Raw genomic sequence first — 13684 nt, forward strand, 5'->3', positions numbered from 1 at the left:
ATGGCTGGCATGTTCGAAACCGCAGCAAGCGGCACCAGTTCCGCGGCCGCCAACAAGGCGTTCAAGGCACAACTGAACAAGGTCTACGGCTGGTACACGGGCGGCTTCCTCGCCTTCGTGGTCGTGCTGGCGATCCTGGAGCAGATGGGCCTGTCGCGCCAGTGGATCGGCTTCATCTTCCTGATCGCCACCGTGCTGCTCTACGCCGGCATCGGCGTGATGAGCCGCACCTCCGACGCGGCCGAGTACTACGTGGCCGGCCGGCGGGTGCCCGCGATCTACAACGGCATGGCCACCGGCGCCGACTGGATGTCCGCCGCGTCGTTCATCGGCATGGCCGGCACGCTGTACCTCACCGGCTACGGCGGCCTGGCCTTCATCATGGGCTGGACCGGCGGCTACTGCCTGGTGGCGCTGTTCCTGGCGCCGTACCTGCGCAAGTTCGGCCAGTTCACGATCCCGGACTTCCTGGGCGCCCGCTACGGCGGCAACATGGCGCGCTTCCTGGGCATCTTCGCCGCGATCCTGTGCTCCTTCGTCTACGTGGTGGCGCAGATCTACGGCGTGGGCCTGATCACCACGCGCCTGACCGGCTTCGACTTCGCGGTCGGTATCTTCGTCGGCCTGGGCGGCATCCTGGTGTGCTCGTTCCTGGGCGGCATGCGCGCGGTCACCTGGACCCAGGTGGCCCAGTACATCATCCTGATCGTGGCCTACATGATCCCGGTGGTGTGGCTGTCGGTGAAGCAGACCGGCGTGCCGGTTCCGCAGCTCATCTACGGTCAGCAGCTGGCCAAGGTGACGGAGCGCGAGAAGCAACTGCGCGCCGACCCGAAGGAGCAGGAGGTCATCAAGATCTTCAAGGAGCGTGCCGACGCGGCCGACGCCAAGCTGAAGGACGTTCCCGCCGCGATGGCTGCCGACCAGGCCGCCGCGCAGAAGAAGCTGGACGACCTGAAGGCCGCCAACGCGCCGGTCAAGCAGATCCAGGACGCCGAGAAGGCCCTGGCCGCGCTGCCCAAGACGCTGGAGGACGCCAAGAAGGCCTACACGGCCGCCAAGGCGGCCAACACGGCACGGGCCGCACCGCTGGCCGGCATGCCCTCGCATGGCCAGATCTTCGCCGGCGACCCCAAGGGTGACGAGAAGGCCCAGACCGCCTTCGACACCTCGCGCCGCAACTTCCTGGCCCTGGTGTTCTGCCTGATGGTGGGCACGGCCGCGCTGCCGCACATCCTGATGCGCTACTACACCACGCCGTCGGTGAAGGAAGCACGGGAGTCGGTGACCTGGTCGCTGTTCTTCATCTTCCTGCTGTACTTCACCGCGCCGGCCCTGGCGGTGCTGGTCAAGTACGAGGTCTTCAACGTGCTGGTGGGCACGCCGTTCGACAAGCTGCCGGCGTGGATCGCCAACTGGCAGAAGGTCGACCCGGCGCTGCTGTCGGTGGCCGACATCAACGGCGACGGCATCTTCCAGCTCGGCGAAATGCGCATCGGTGGCGACATCATCGTGCTGGCCACGCCGGAAATCGGTGGCCTGCCGTACGTGATCTCGGGCATGGTGGCCGCTGGCGGCCTGGCGGCTGCGCTGTCCACTGCGGACGGCCTGCTGCTGACGATCGCCAACGCGCTGTCGCACGACCTGTACTACAAGATGATCGACCCGAACGCGCCGACCTCGCGCCGCGTGGCCATCTCCAAGGCCCTGCTGCTCGTCGTTGCACTGGCCGCGGCCTGGGTGGCCTACATGGTGTTCGTCACCAAGCAGGCGGACATCCTGTTCCTGGTCAGCGCGGCGTTCTCGTTCGCGGCGGCGTCGTTCTTCCCGGCCCTGGTGCTCGGCATCTTCTGGAAGCGCGCGTCGTCCATCGGTGCCTGCTGCGGCATCGCTGCGGGCCTGGGCATCACGGCGTACTACATGATCATGAACCACCCGTGGATGCGCACCATGTTCGGCGTCGACAGCCCGATCAGCCTGTGGTGGGGCATCCAGCCGATCTCCGCCGGCGTGTTCGGCGTGCCGGTCGGCTTCGCGGTGATCATCCTGGTCAGCCTGTTCACTCCGGCCCCGAGCAAGGAGACGCAGGAACTGGTCGAGCATGTCCGCTACCCGAACCTGAAGGCCGGCGCGGCGCGCGCTTGATCCGCGTCCAAGTCTGAGCGTTCCAAGGGCCCCGCAAGGGGCCCTTTTTCTTGGGCGCGCTGGCACACTCGGCCGATGAACTCGACGAGCCCGTCGCCAAGCCTCCTGGCCAACCTGCGCACCGAGCTGATGCGCCATCCGCCCTTTGCGCAGATGGCGCCGGCGCACGTCGACCGCTTCGTGGCGGCGAGCACCCAGTGCTACTTCGAGCCCGGCGAGGTGGTGCTCGAGCCGGCCCACGGCGAGGTGCGCGCGCTGCTGTTCGTGCGCCGCGGCCGCATCAGCGGCCGCGACGGCCTCGCCCGCCTGGCCGGCGAGAACGGTGGCGGCTTCGAGTACGAGGCCGGCGACCTGTTCCCGATCGGCGCGGCAATGGCCGAGCGGGCCGTGACCGCCACCTACACCGCCAACGACGACACCTTCTGCCTGCAGCTGCCCCTGGCCGCGATGCGCGCGCTGGCGCAGGACAGCGCGCCGTTCGCCGACTTCCTCAACCGTCGGGTGCAGCAGTTCCTCGAGCTGTCGCGCCGCGCGGTGCAGGTGGCCTATGCACAGCAGTCGCTGGCCGAGCAGACCCTGGAGACCCCGCTCGGGCAGCTGGTGCGCCGGGCCGCCTTCGGCGTCGGCGAGGCCACGCCTCTGGCGCAGGCGCTGCAGGCCATGCACGACAAGCGCATCGGCTCGGTGCTGGTGCTCGACGAAGCCAGCGGCGCGGCGCGCGGCATCCTGACGCGGCACGACATTCTCGGCCGCGTGACGCTGCCGGGCCTGTCGCTGCAGCGGCCCATCGGCGACGTGATGAGCGCGCCCGTGCACGTGCTGTCCACCCGCCACACGGCGCAGGACGCGGCACTGCTGATGTCGCGCCACGGCGTGCGCCACGTGCCGGTCACCGACGCCGACGATGCCGGCGGCCGCGTCGTGGGCATCCTGTCCGAGCGCGACCTGTTCGCGCTGCAGCGCCTCTCGCTCAAGCAGGTCAGCACCGCGATCCGCGCCGCGCCGGACGTGGACACGCTGCGCCTCGTGGCGGCGGACATCCGCCGCTTCGCGCGCAGCCTGCTGGGGCAGGGCGTGCGCGCACGCCAGCTCACCGAGCTGATCAGCCACCTCAATGACGTGCTGGCCGAACGCCTGGTCGGTCTGCTGGCGGCACAGCACGGGGTGGACCTGTCGCGCGTGTGCTGGCTGGCCTTCGGCTCCGAGGGCCGCAGCGAGCAGACCATCGCCACCGACCAGGACAACGGCATCGTCTTCCTGGCCGACGATCCGGCGCGCGAGCGCCCCGCGCTGCTGGCGTTCGCGCGCGAGGTCAACGAGGCGCTCGACGTGTGCGGCTACCCGCTGTGCAAGGGCAACGTGATGGCCAGCAACCCCGAATGCTGCCTGACGCAGCGCGAGTGGCTGCTGCGCTTCTCCGACTGGATCGACCACGGCGCACCGGAGGACCTGCTCAACGCCAGCATCTACTTCGACCTGCGCCCGCTGGCCGGGGCGAGCGGCCTGGCCGCGGCGCTGAAGGAGACCCTCGTGCGGGAGTCCGCCCGGAACGCGCGCTTCATGAAGCAGATGGCCGAGAACGCGCTGCGACACGCGCCGGCGCTGACCTGGGCGGGCGGCATCGACACCCAGGCCCAGGGCGGCCAGAAGGTGATGGACCTCAAGCTGCACGGCACGGCGATCTATGTCGACGCCGCACGCCTGTATGCGCTGGCACATGGCGTCGCCGCCACTTCCACCCGCGAGCGCTTCGCCGCCGCGGCGCAGGCCCTGGGCGTGCCTGCGCAGGAGTCCGAGGCCTGGATCGCCGGCTTCGAGGTGCTCCAGCTGCTGCGACTGCAGGTGCAGCTCGATCGCGACAGCCGCGAGGCCGTCGACGCGCCCGACGGCAACCCGAACCTCGTGGACGTGTCCGCCCTCAACGACATCGACCGCCGCGTGCTCAAGGAGAGCCTGCGCGTCGCGCGGCGCCTGCAGCAGCGCATCCAGCTGGACTACCTGCGTTGAACCCGCTCGGCCTGCTGTCGCGCTGGCTGGCGCCGTCGGGCGCCGCGCCGCGCGAGCCCGGCCGCTGGGCGGTGGTGGACGTGGAGACCACCGGCCTGGACGTCGACCACGACCATCTGCTGGCCATCGCGGCCATCGCGGTGCACTTCGACGACGCGGGGCGCCCGGGCGTGGCGCTGGCCGACAGCTTCGAGGCCGTGCTGCACCACCACAGCGCGAGCACCGACAAGGACAACATCCTGCTGCACGGCATCGGCGTGGGCGCGCAGCGTGGCGGCGTGCCGCCGGCGCAGGCGCTCGACGCGTTCGAGCGCTGGCTCGACGGGGCGCCGCTGCTGGGCTACCACGCGTCGTTCGACGAGGCAATGATCGAGCGGGCGTCGCGCGCGGTGCGCGGGCGCGGGCTGGGCGCGCGCTGGCTCGACCTGGCGCCGGTGGCCAGCGCGCTGCACCCCGGGGTGCCCGGCCAGGCGCTGGACGACTGGCTCGACCACTTCGGCATCGAATGCGCCGTGCGCCACCAGGCCGCCGCCGACACGCTGGCCACGGCCGAGTTGCTGCTGCGCCTGTGGCCCGCCGCGCGCGCGCAGCGCTGCGCGTCGTTCGGCAAGCTGCAGACGCTGGCGCGCCAGCAGCGCTGGCTCGGCTCGGGCGGCTAGTGCTGCACCGACCGCGGCGGCCACAGCCGCCGCTGCGGCTCGTTGCCGCGCGCTGCGGCTACTTCTTGTCCGCCGGCCGCGGCGCGGCGGGCGCGGCCGCGGGTGCGCCGGGCCGGTTGGCGCCGGCCGCGTTGCTGGCCGCGAAGGTGAGCTTGGCCTCGCGCATCAGCACCTTGTGGAAGTTCTCCGTGCGGTCGAGCCAGTTGGCAAAGGGCTCGCCGGTCATCACCGACTGCTTGAACGCGCCCTGGGCCATGAACTCCCTCCACTCGGGCAGCGCGCGCACGCGGTCGAGCAACTGGTTGTAGTAGGCCACCTGGTCCGGCGCCACGCCGGGCGCCATGAAGATGCCGCGCATCATCAGGTACTGCACCGGGATGCCGAACGACATGCAGGTGGGCAGGTCGCTCCAGGCCTGCGTGGCGGTGATCTTGGCCTGGTAGTCGAGCTTGTTGCCGTCGAACACGCACAGCGGCCGCACCTTGCCCTCGGACCAGAGCTTGGCGGCCTCGATCGGGTTGTTGACGGTGAGGTCCACCTCCTTGGCGGCCAGTGCCCGGGCGACATCGCCGCCGCCGCGCAGCGCCTGGTACGACAGGCGGGTGGAGGCGGCCGTCTCCAGCAGCACGCTGATGAGCTGGTCCTCCTGCTTGCTGCCGGTGCCGCCGAGCTTGACGCTGCCGGGCGGCGCGGCGCGCAGCGCGTCCATCAGTTCCTTGGCCGACTTGTGCGGCGACTCGGCGTTGACCCACAGCACGAACTGGTCCAGCGCCAGCATCTGCACCGGCGTGATGTCGCGCCAGGAGAAGTCGGTGCCGGTGGCCATCGGCGTGGTGAACAGGTTGGACAGCGTGATGATCAGCTTGTGCGGGTTGCCCTTGGCCGCCTTCACGTCCAGCAGGCCCTCGATGCCCGAGTTGCCGGCCTTGTTGACCACCGTGAGCGGCTGGTTCATCAGCTTGTGCTTGGTGACCATCTGCGCCACGAAGCGGGCCATCTGGTCGGCGCCGCCGCCGGTGCCGGCGGGCACCACCAGTTCCACCGGGGCGCTGGGCTCCCAGGCATGGGCCGGCGCAAGGGCCAATGCGGCCAGCGCCACGCCGACCAGGGTCATGGGAATCGTCTTCTTCATGCGCAGCCTCTGTGCGTGCGGCCGGGGACGGCCGTCCGGTTGCAGATACTAGTGGCCCATCCCGGCGCCGCCGCTGCGGCCGGCGGCGTTTTCCGTGCAAGGGTTGACGAACCCGGGGCCGCCGACGCGGTGCGCGGCGGCCTTCAGCGACGGCCGCAGTGGCTGTCGCGATCGGGCGATCGCAGGCGCTGTGCGAAGTAGTGCGCGATCATGCCGTGGGCGGCGGCGTGGTCCTGCGGCGCCAGCAGGGGCCCCAGGTCCGCGACCCAGGCGGCCGAGCACACGCGCGGCGCGCGGTCAGTCGCCGCGCAATCGAGCAGGGCCTCGAAGGCCCGCCGCCAGCGCCCGAACCCGTCGCGGTCGAGCACCGGGCCGTGTCCGGGCACGGCGCGCTCGAACGGCAGCGCCTGCACCGTGCCGAGCGCCTCGCGCCACGTGGCGGGGCAGGCGGTGTCGAGGAAGGGGGCGGGCAGGGTGACCAGGTCGCCCAGCATCAGCACCCGGCTCGGCGGGTCGAACAGCCACAGGTCGCCGTCGCTGGCCGCCCGCACCACCCCCGCGCGCAGCGTGCGTCCGGCCAGCACCAGGGGAGCATCGGCGCGGTCGAAGGCGCGCGTCGGGCGCAGCGCCGCGGCCCGGTCGTACAGCGCGATGTCCACGCGCACCATCTGCAGGACGTCCGGCGGCGTGGCCGGGTCGGCCAGCATGCCTTCGAGATCGCGCCGGAAGCCGGGGAACTGCTGCGTGATGGCCTGGTCCACCGCCGGGGCCGCCACCGCGTCGAGCCGGGCGAAGCGCTCGCGCAGCCGGGCGTTGCCGCCCAGGTGGTCGAGGTGCCAGTGGGTGTTGGCCACGGCGGCGATGGGCCGGCCCTGCCGCGCGGCGAAGTCCAGCAGGGCCTGGGCATGCTCCGCGTGGCGGCCGGTGTCGACCACGGCGAGCCCGGATGGGGCCTCGATCACGACGCTGTTGCCGTCGGGCTGGCGGTCCCTGGGGAACCGCCCCGGCAGCAGCCACAGACCGTGGCCCAGCGGCTGCAGCACGGGATCGGCGGCGGCCGGCGGCGGCGCCGCGGCGCAGGCCGCCAGCACCCCGGCCGCCAGGACGGCGGCCAGCGCCAGGGCGGCCCGGCGGCCACGGCACCGGGCCGGCTCCGGGACCTCGGTGCGATGCGGATGCGAAGGAGCCTCGATGGGGGCGCGCATGGGGCGATTGTCGGCAGTGCCGACGCCACCGACGCATGGCGCATCGCGGCCGGCGACGACTTCGCAACTTCTGCTCGGGCGGATCGGCCCACAATCGGGCGCGATGATCGTGACCACGCGATTCCCGGACCTGCCGCCCGGACCCGAGACCGCGGCCAACGCCGGTTTCCGGGCCCGCTTCCGGGCCCGCTGGGGCCGCGTGGACTCGGTGTTCCTGACCCGCGCGTCGCACGTCGAGACCGGTCCGCTGCCGTCGTCCTGGTCGCTCAAGGCCGTGCTCGACGGGTCGGCCGAGCTGTGGCTCGACCGGCGCCACCTGCGCATCGAGCCGGGCCGCTACCTGCTGGTGCATCCCGGCCGGCGCTACTCGGCGCGCATCGGCGCGGCCTCCACCTGCTTCAGCCTGCACTTCAGCCCCGCCCTCGTGCGCCAGGTGGCCACCAGTCACGGCCTCGGCTGGGACGACGCGCTCGACGCGGCATCCGACGGGCGCGAGGGCGGTGCCGAGCCGCTGTGGCGCGAGCAGATCCACCGCGACGACGACGCTGCCGTGGCCGCGCTGCTCGGGCGCATCCGCGCCCGCGTGGCCGGGCCGGCGCCGGGCGAGCACGAGGAGGACTTCGTCGAGCTGGTGTCGCTGCTGCTGGCTCGCGAGTGCCGCGCCGGGTTCCGGGCGCTGGCGCGGCTGTCCGCGGTGCGCTCGACCACGCGCGACGAACTGGTGCGCCGCATCGGATGGGCGACGGACTTCATCGAAGGCCATTACCGCGACCCGGTCGACCTGGCGCGGATGGCGTCGGCCGCCCACCTGTCCAAGTTCCACTTCCTGCGTGCCTTCGTCGAGCTGCACGGCATGACACCCGCCGACTATCTGCGGCAAAGGCGCCTGGAAGCGGCACGGCGCGCCCTGGCCGGCGGCGAGACCGACACCGCGGCCCTGCTGGCCGCCAGCGGCTTCGGCTCGCGCTGGTCGTTGCAGCGGGCGCTGCGCGGTGACGCCGCCGCGCCCGGCTGAGGCCTCAGCCGAGGAAGCGCTGCAGCGCCGCCGCCAGCGCCTCGGGCTGGTCGTGGTGCAGCATGTGCCCGGCGTCGTCGAGCAGCACGCGATCCACCCGGCGCACCTGGGCCAGGCGGGCGTCGAAGTCGGCGCGCGGATAGCGGTCGCCCCACCACTTGCGCATGTCGGTCTGCGCACCCTCGACCCACAGCACCGGCGCCTCGATGGCGCGCCAGGCGGCCACCGCCTCGGCCGCCCGGTAGGGCACCGGATTGACCCGCTTGTGCGCCGGGTCGGCCCGCAGGTGCCACTGGCCGTCGTCGCGCGGTTCGGCCCAGTGCGTGGCCAGCCACGCCGCCTTGTCGGCAGGCAGGCGCGGATTGGTCTTGCGCAGCCGCGCCGCCACCGCCTGCGCATCGGCATAGGGCGCGAACGCCTGCGGCGCCTTCAGCTCGTCGAGCCACTTGGCGGCGCGGCCCGGGGCCTGTTCCGGCGCCATGTCCGGCAGGCCGAAGCCTTCGAGGTTGACCAGACGGCGGATGCGCGAGGGCCGGATGCCGGCATAGCTCATCACGACGTTGCCGCCCATGCTGTGACCCAGCAGGTCGAACGGCTGCCCGGGGGCCAGCGCGTCGGCCAGCGCGTCGAGGTCGCCCAGGTAGTCGGGGAACCAGTAGCTGTCGCTGCCGCCGTTGGACGAGCCGCCGAAGCCGCGCCAGTCCGGCGCCAGCACATAGCGCTGCGCACCCTCGGCCCGCGCCAGCGCGTCGACGACGAACTGGAACGACGCGCCCACGTCCATCCAGCCGTGCAGCATCAGCAGCGGCGGGCGTTCCGGCGTGGCCAGCGACGCATCGCCCCAGGCGTTGACGTGATAGGTGAGTCCGCGCACGGGCAGGGCCAGGTCGCGGGCCTCGCGAAGCGGTCGGTAGGCGCCGGTCATGCCCCGCACTGTAGGGGATGGCCAGCGGTGACGCAGGCCGCGGGGCGCATGGACAATGCCGCCATGCCCGCTGCCCATGCCCTGCGCGCTGCCGAGCCGCGCGATCTGCAAGCCATCGTCGCCCTGATCGGCGAGCTGGCCGAGTTCGAGCGCCTGACGCATCTGCTGGAGGTGACACCCGACAAGCTCGCGCCGCACCTGTTCGGCGAGCGCCCGGTGGCCGAATGCCTGGTGGGCGAGGTCGACGGCGAGGTGGTGGCCTTCGCGCTGTTCTTCACCAACTTCTCCACCTTCCTGGCACGCCCGGGGCTGTATCTCGAGGACCTGTATGTCCGGCCGGCGCATCGCGGCACCGGCCTGGGTCGCGCGCTGCTCGAGCGCCTGGGCCGTATCGCCGCCGAGCGCGGCTGCGGTCGCTTCGAGTGGAGCGTGCTCGACTGGAACGAGAACGCGATCCGCTTCTACGAAGGCCTGGGCGCCACCGTGATGCCGGACTGGCGCATCTGCCGCATCACCGGGGAGCGGCTGGCCCGCTTCGGCGAGGACCCGGGCGCATGAACGCCGGGCGCGCGCTCGTGCTCGCCGCCACGCTGCTGGCGGGCACGGCGCATGCCGCGGTGGACGTGGACGCCCTGTGGAACTACGCCGACCCGGCCGCGTCGGAAGCGCGCTTCCGGGAGGCGCTCGCAACGGCCACCGGCGACGACGCGCTGGTGCTGCGCACGCAGATCGCCCGCACGCTGGGCCTGCGCGGGCGCTTCGAAGACGCGCACCGCGAGCTCGACGCGATCGAGCCCGCGCTGGCCACGGCCGGCGTGGCGCCGCGCGTGCGCGCCTGGCTGGAGCGCGGCCGCACGCTGCGCTCGTCGGGCAAGCCGCTCGAAGGCCGGCCGTTGTTCATGCGCGCCTTCGTCACCGCCGACGCGGCGCGCCTGGAGGCGCTGGCCGCCGACGCGCTGCACATGCTGGCGCTGGCCGAGCCGGCGCTCGACGACCGCATCGCCTGGAACCGGCGCACGGTGGACTACGCGCGGCGCGCCAGCGACCCGCGCGCGCAGGGCTGGCAGGCGGCGGCGCTGAACAACATCGGCAGCGACCTGCGCGAGGCCGGCCGCCTGGAGGACAGCCTGGCCTCGTTCCGCGAGGCGCAGGTGGCCTACGAGCGCAGCGGCCGCCCGCAAGGGCGCTTCATGGCGCGCTGGCAGGTGGCCAACGTGCTGCGGCTGCTCGGCCGCGTCGACGAGGCGCTGGCGATGCAGACCGCGCTCGAGCGGGACACGGTGGCCGCCGGCACGCCCGACCCGTACGTCTACGACGAACTGGCGCTGCTGCAGGCCGCGCGCGGTCAGGCCGATGCCGCCGCGCAGGCGCGCCGCCGGGCCACGGAGCTTCGCGATGGCCGCCGGCCCTGACGGCCGCTGGCAGGTTGGCATCGGCGACCCCACGCTGCTGGGCTGGGTCACCGTGGCCGCCTACGCCGCCGCGGCGCTGCTGGCCTGGCGCAACGTGGGCGCCGCCCGCCGCACCGCGGTGCCGCACGACTTCTGGATCGCGCTGACCTTGCTGATGCTGGCCCTGGGCCTGAACAAGCAGCTCGACCTGCAGACCTGGCTCAGCCAGGCCGGGCGCGACCTCGCCATCGCGCAGGGCTGGTGGGAGCAGCGGCGCGCGGTGCAGGCGGTGTTCATCGCGCTGCTCGCGGCCGGGGCCGTCGGCGTGGTGGTGTGGGCGCGCCGGCAGTGGCACACCCTCTGGCATGAGTACCGTGCCGCCTTCGTCGGCGTGTGCGTGCTGCTGTTCTTCATCGTCGTGCGCGCGGCGAGCTTCCACCACGTCGACATGGTGCTGCGCACCGAGCTCGGCGCCACGCCGGTGCACCGCGCGCTGGAGATCGTCGGCGTGCTGGTGGTGGCCGGCGGCTGCGCTTGGTGGCACTTCCTGCACCGGCTGCGCGTCAGGCGCTTCGCGATGGAACAGGCGCTGCGAGGCCGCGTCGCGCCGACACGGAGCAACCGATGAGCGCCGACGCCTACGCCAGGCTGTACCGCGACTTCCGCTGGCAGGTGCCGGCGCGATTCAACCTCTACGAGGCCTGCTGCGCACGCTGGGCCCGGGCCACGCCGCAGGCCGTGGCCCTGGTGTGCGAGGCCGAGTCCGGCGGGGTGGTGAACCACACGTATTCCGCGCTGGACGCCGCGGCGTGCCGCCTGGCCGGCGCGCTGGCCGGCCTGGGCGTGGCGCGCGGCGACCGCGTGGCCATCGTGATGCCGCAGCGCTTCGAGACCGCGGTGGCCCACATGGCGGTGGCGCGGCTCGGTGCCGTGGCGATGCCGCTGTCGATGCTGTTCGGCCCGGACGCGCTGCAGTACCGGCTGGTGGACAGCCAGGCCCGCGTGGCCATCGTCGACGAGAGCGCGATCGATGCGTTGCGCAGCGCCGCCACCGCCTGCCCGGACCTGGCCCACGTGATCGCCGTGGGCGGCGCGGCCGGCCGCGGCAGCCTCGACTGGGACGCCGCGCTGTCGCGTCCCGCGCCGGCCACCGCGCCGGCCGACACCGCGGCCGACGACCCGGCGGTGCTGATCTACACCAGCGGCACCACCGGCCCGCCCAAGGGCGCGCTGATGCCGCAGCGCGCGCTGATCGGCAACCTGACCGGCTTCGTCTGCAGCCAGAACTGGTACCCGCACCGGGCCGGCGCATTCTGGTCGCCGGCCGACTGGGCCTGGACCGGCGGCCTGATGGACGCGCTGCTGCCCACGCTGTACTTCGGCGGTCGCATCGTCGGCTTCAACGGCCGCTTCGCGCCCGAGCGCGCGTTCGAGCTGATGGTGCGCCACGGCGTCACGCACTCGTTCCTGTTCCCCACCGCGCTCAAGGCCATGATGAAGGCCGTGCCCGAGGGCCGCGCGCGCTTTCCCGGCCTGGCGCTGCGCGCGGTGATGAGCGCCGGCGAGGCGGTGGGCGACGCGGTGTTCGCCTACACGCGCGAGCACCTGGGCGTCACGGTCAACGAGATGTTCGGCCAGACCGAGATCAACTACATCGTCGGCAACGGCGGGCTGTACGTCGACCGCGGCGGGCGCGAGCGCGCCGGCTGGCCGGCGCGGCCCGGCAGCATGGGACGCGCCTACCCCGGCCACCGCATCGCGGTGATCGACGACGCCGGCCGCGAGCTGCCGCCCGGCGAGGCGGGCGACGTGGCGGTGCACCGGCGCGACATCCACGGCCACCCCGACCCGGTGTTCTTCCTCGGCTACTGGCGCCGCGACGACGCCACGCGCGCCAAGTTCACCGGCGACCCGTCCGACTCGTGGTGCCGCACCGGCGACACGGCGCTGCGCGACGCCGACGGCTACCTCTGGTATCAGGGCCGCAGCGACGACATGTTCAAGGCCGCGGGCTACCGCATCGGGCCCAGCGAGGTGGAGAACTGCCTCGTCAAGCATCCGGCCGTGGCCAATGCGGCGGTGGTGCCCAAGCCCGACGCCGAGCGCGGCGCGGTGGTCAAGGCCTACGTGGTGCTGGCGCCCGGCCACGCCGGCGGCGCGGCGCTGGTGGAGCAGCTCCAGCAGCACGTGCGCGGGCGGCTCGCGCCCTACGAGTACCCGAAGGAGATCGAGTTCATCGACGCGCTGCCGATGACCACCACCGGCAAGGTGCAGCGGCGCGTGCTGCGCCTGCAGGAGGAGGAGCGGGCGCGGCGAGCCGGCCCGCCGGCCTAGCGCACGGGCTTGCAGTCGCCGCGCAGCGCGGCGACGGCCAGGAAGGGCAGGCTGAGCAGGCCCATGCCGCCGCCGGCGAAGTCGCCCTTCATGCAGTCGCCCTTGGCCGACGCGGCCACCGCGTCGGGCAGCACGCGTGTCGGGTCGGGCGCGATGTTGCTGCGCGGGTCGTTCAGCGCGGCGCGGCGCATGCTGCCCGGCGGCTCGGTCAGGGCGCCGCGTTCGGCGCCCGCGCCGCGCGGCAGCACGAGGTTCAGCGGCCGGTCGGCGGGCGGCGGCGCGACCGCTTCGGCCGCCGGCCCGGGCGCGACCGCCGGTTCGGCCGCGCTGTCGGGCCGGGCCCCGGAGGTCCGAGGTGGCGCCGGCTCGGCGCTTGTCGCTGTCGATGCCACTGTGAGGGGCTGCGCTGCGGTCGCCGCAGTGGCGCGCGGCGAGGCACGTCGGGGCCCGGACTCGACGGACGTTGGCGGCGGAGCCTCGCGCTCAGGCGGTGGCGGCAGGATGCGCACCGCCACGACCATCGGCGCGGGCACGCGCGACTCGAAGCGCGCGTCGGGCCGCACCTCGGGCCCGTGCCACAGCAGCAGCCCGTGCAGCGCCAGCACCAGTGCCAGCGCCGCCGCCCGCGGCCCCTCAGTCCGTCGCCGGGCCGTCATCGGCGGGCTCCCCGGGGCGCCACTCGAGCAGGTCGCCGGGCTGGCACTGCAACACCTCGCAGATGCGCTCGAGCGTCTCGAAGCGCACGCCGCGCACCTTGCCGCTCTTGAGCAGCGAGATGTTCACTTCGCTGATGCCCACGCGCTCGGCGAGCTCGCGCGAGCGCATCTTGCGGCGCGCGAGCATCACGTCGAGTCGCACGACGATGGCCATG

13 protein-coding genes are annotated in these 13684 nt (G+C 73.1%); 8 read left to right on the forward strand and 5 right to left on the reverse strand.

What is annotated here, in order from left to right; translation table 11 throughout:
- The 3 genes from AC2EAQ_RS14895 to AC2EAQ_RS14905 all read left to right on the forward strand — a co-directional run bounded on the left by AC2EAQ_RS14895 (position 1) and on the right by AC2EAQ_RS14905 (position 4811).
- Positions 1-2145 (forward strand): sodium:solute symporter family protein, encoded by a 2145-nt coding sequence (locus AC2EAQ_RS14895; protein WP_484645128.1) that lies wholly within the window; start codon positions 1-3, stop codon positions 2143-2145.
- A 75-nt stretch (positions 2146-2220) separates the two neighbouring features.
- Positions 2221-4152 (forward strand): DUF294 nucleotidyltransferase-like domain-containing protein, encoded by a 1932-nt coding sequence (locus AC2EAQ_RS14900; protein WP_484645129.1) that lies wholly within the window; start codon positions 2221-2223, stop codon positions 4150-4152.
- Positions 4149-4811, forward strand: a complete 663-nt coding sequence (locus tag AC2EAQ_RS14905) for a 3'-5' exonuclease (RefSeq protein ID WP_484645130.1) — start codon at positions 4149-4151, stop codon at positions 4809-4811. Before AC2EAQ_RS14900 ends, AC2EAQ_RS14905 begins: the two co-directional genes overlap by 4 nt.
- 58 nt (positions 4812-4869) lie before the next feature.
- Here the strand turns inward: AC2EAQ_RS14905 and AC2EAQ_RS14910 are convergent, their stop codons facing one another.
- Both AC2EAQ_RS14910 and AC2EAQ_RS14915 read right to left on the reverse strand, forming a co-directional pair.
- Positions 4870-5943 (reverse strand): tripartite tricarboxylate transporter substrate binding protein, encoded by a 1074-nt coding sequence (locus tag AC2EAQ_RS14910; RefSeq protein ID WP_484645131.1) that lies wholly within the window; start codon positions 5941-5943, stop codon positions 4870-4872.
- 143 nt (positions 5944-6086) lie between these two features.
- A complete protein-coding gene (locus AC2EAQ_RS14915; protein WP_484645132.1) occupies positions 6087-7148 on the reverse strand; it encodes an MBL fold metallo-hydrolase in 1062 nt (353 codons plus the stop codon).
- Positions 7149-7251: 103 nt separating this feature from the next.
- On the opposite strand from AC2EAQ_RS14915, the gene AC2EAQ_RS14920 reads away from it, so the two are divergent.
- The gene (locus AC2EAQ_RS14920) at positions 7252-8163 is read left to right on the forward strand and encodes a helix-turn-helix domain-containing protein (protein WP_484645133.1); all 912 of its coding nucleotides are present in this window, start codon (positions 7252-7254) and stop codon (positions 8161-8163) included.
- Positions 8164-8167: 4 nt separating this feature from the next.
- Here the strand turns inward: AC2EAQ_RS14920 and AC2EAQ_RS14925 are convergent, their stop codons facing one another.
- Positions 8168-9088, reverse strand: coding sequence for an alpha/beta fold hydrolase (locus AC2EAQ_RS14925; RefSeq protein WP_484645134.1), 921 nt, complete (start codon positions 9086-9088; stop codon positions 8168-8170).
- 63 nt (positions 9089-9151) lie between these two features.
- Between AC2EAQ_RS14925 and AC2EAQ_RS14930 the strand changes: the two genes are divergently transcribed.
- Genes AC2EAQ_RS14930 through AC2EAQ_RS14945 form a run of 4 tightly spaced genes read left to right on the forward strand, consistent with a single transcriptional unit; the run spans position 9152 to position 12813 of the window.
- The gene (locus tag AC2EAQ_RS14930; protein ID WP_484645135.1) at positions 9152-9646 is read left to right on the forward strand and encodes a GNAT family N-acetyltransferase; all 495 of its coding nucleotides are present in this window, start codon (positions 9152-9154) and stop codon (positions 9644-9646) included.
- The gene (locus AC2EAQ_RS14935) at positions 9643-10500 is read left to right on the forward strand and encodes a tetratricopeptide repeat-containing protein (RefSeq protein ID WP_484645136.1); all 858 of its coding nucleotides are present in this window, start codon (positions 9643-9645) and stop codon (positions 10498-10500) included. Before AC2EAQ_RS14930 ends, AC2EAQ_RS14935 begins: the two co-directional genes overlap by 4 nt.
- A complete protein-coding gene (locus AC2EAQ_RS14940) occupies positions 10484-11107 on the forward strand; it encodes a hypothetical protein (RefSeq protein WP_484645137.1) in 624 nt (207 codons plus the stop codon). The genes AC2EAQ_RS14935 and AC2EAQ_RS14940 overlap by 17 nt, the downstream gene beginning before the upstream one ends.
- The gene (locus tag AC2EAQ_RS14945) at positions 11104-12813 is read left to right on the forward strand and encodes an acetate--CoA ligase (RefSeq protein WP_484645138.1); all 1710 of its coding nucleotides are present in this window, start codon (positions 11104-11106) and stop codon (positions 12811-12813) included. The genes AC2EAQ_RS14940 and AC2EAQ_RS14945 overlap by 4 nt, the downstream gene beginning before the upstream one ends.
- Here the strand turns inward: AC2EAQ_RS14945 and AC2EAQ_RS14950 are convergent.
- The gene (locus tag AC2EAQ_RS14950) at positions 12810-13469 is read right to left on the reverse strand and encodes a hypothetical protein (RefSeq protein ID WP_484645139.1); all 660 of its coding nucleotides are present in this window, start codon (positions 13467-13469) and stop codon (positions 12810-12812) included. The genes AC2EAQ_RS14945 and AC2EAQ_RS14950 overlap by 4 nt on opposite strands.
- Complete coding sequence (locus tag AC2EAQ_RS14955; protein WP_484645140.1) at positions 13447-13683, reverse strand: helix-turn-helix domain-containing protein; 237 nt, start codon at positions 13681-13683, stop codon at positions 13447-13449. Before AC2EAQ_RS14955 ends, AC2EAQ_RS14950 begins: the two co-directional genes overlap by 23 nt.
- Between the last annotated feature and the right edge of the window lies 1 nt (position 13684).

It is taken from the genome of Aquabacterium sp. T101 (genome assembly GCF_057219775.1).

What these genes read in the sequence shown, in the direction of transcription:
- AC2EAQ_RS14895 (WP_484645128.1), top strand. Translation starts at nt 1, where the DNA reads ATGGCTGGCATGTTCGAAACCGCAGCAAGCGGCACCAGTTCCGCGGCC.
- AC2EAQ_RS14900 (WP_484645129.1), top strand. Translation starts at nt 2,221, where the DNA reads ATGAACTCGACGAGCCCGTCGCCAAGCCTCCTGGCCAACCTGCGCACC.
- AC2EAQ_RS14910 (WP_484645131.1), bottom strand. Translation starts at nt 5,943, where the DNA reads ATGAAGAAGACGATTCCCATGACCCTGGTCGGCGTGGCGCTGGCCGCA.
- AC2EAQ_RS14915 (WP_484645132.1), bottom strand. Translation starts at nt 7,148, where the DNA reads ATGCGCGCCCCCATCGAGGCTCCTTCGCATCCGCATCGCACCGAGGTC.
- AC2EAQ_RS14920 (WP_484645133.1), top strand. Translation starts at nt 7,252, where the DNA reads ATGATCGTGACCACGCGATTCCCGGACCTGCCGCCCGGACCCGAGACC.
- AC2EAQ_RS14925 (WP_484645134.1), bottom strand. Translation starts at nt 9,088, where the DNA reads ATGACCGGCGCCTACCGACCGCTTCGCGAGGCCCGCGACCTGGCCCTG.
- AC2EAQ_RS14930 (WP_484645135.1), top strand. Translation starts at nt 9,152, where the DNA reads ATGCCCGCTGCCCATGCCCTGCGCGCTGCCGAGCCGCGCGATCTGCAA.
- AC2EAQ_RS14935 (WP_484645136.1), top strand. Translation starts at nt 9,643, where the DNA reads ATGAACGCCGGGCGCGCGCTCGTGCTCGCCGCCACGCTGCTGGCGGGC.
- AC2EAQ_RS14940 (WP_484645137.1), top strand. Translation starts at nt 10,484, where the DNA reads ATGGCCGCCGGCCCTGACGGCCGCTGGCAGGTTGGCATCGGCGACCCC.
- AC2EAQ_RS14945 (WP_484645138.1), top strand. Translation starts at nt 11,104, where the DNA reads ATGAGCGCCGACGCCTACGCCAGGCTGTACCGCGACTTCCGCTGGCAG.
- AC2EAQ_RS14950 (WP_484645139.1), bottom strand. Translation starts at nt 13,469, where the DNA reads ATGACGGCCCGGCGACGGACTGAGGGGCCGCGGGCGGCGGCGCTGGCA.
- AC2EAQ_RS14955 (WP_484645140.1), bottom strand. Translation starts at nt 13,683, where the DNA reads ATGGCCATCGTCGTGCGACTCGACGTGATGCTCGCGCGCCGCAAGATG.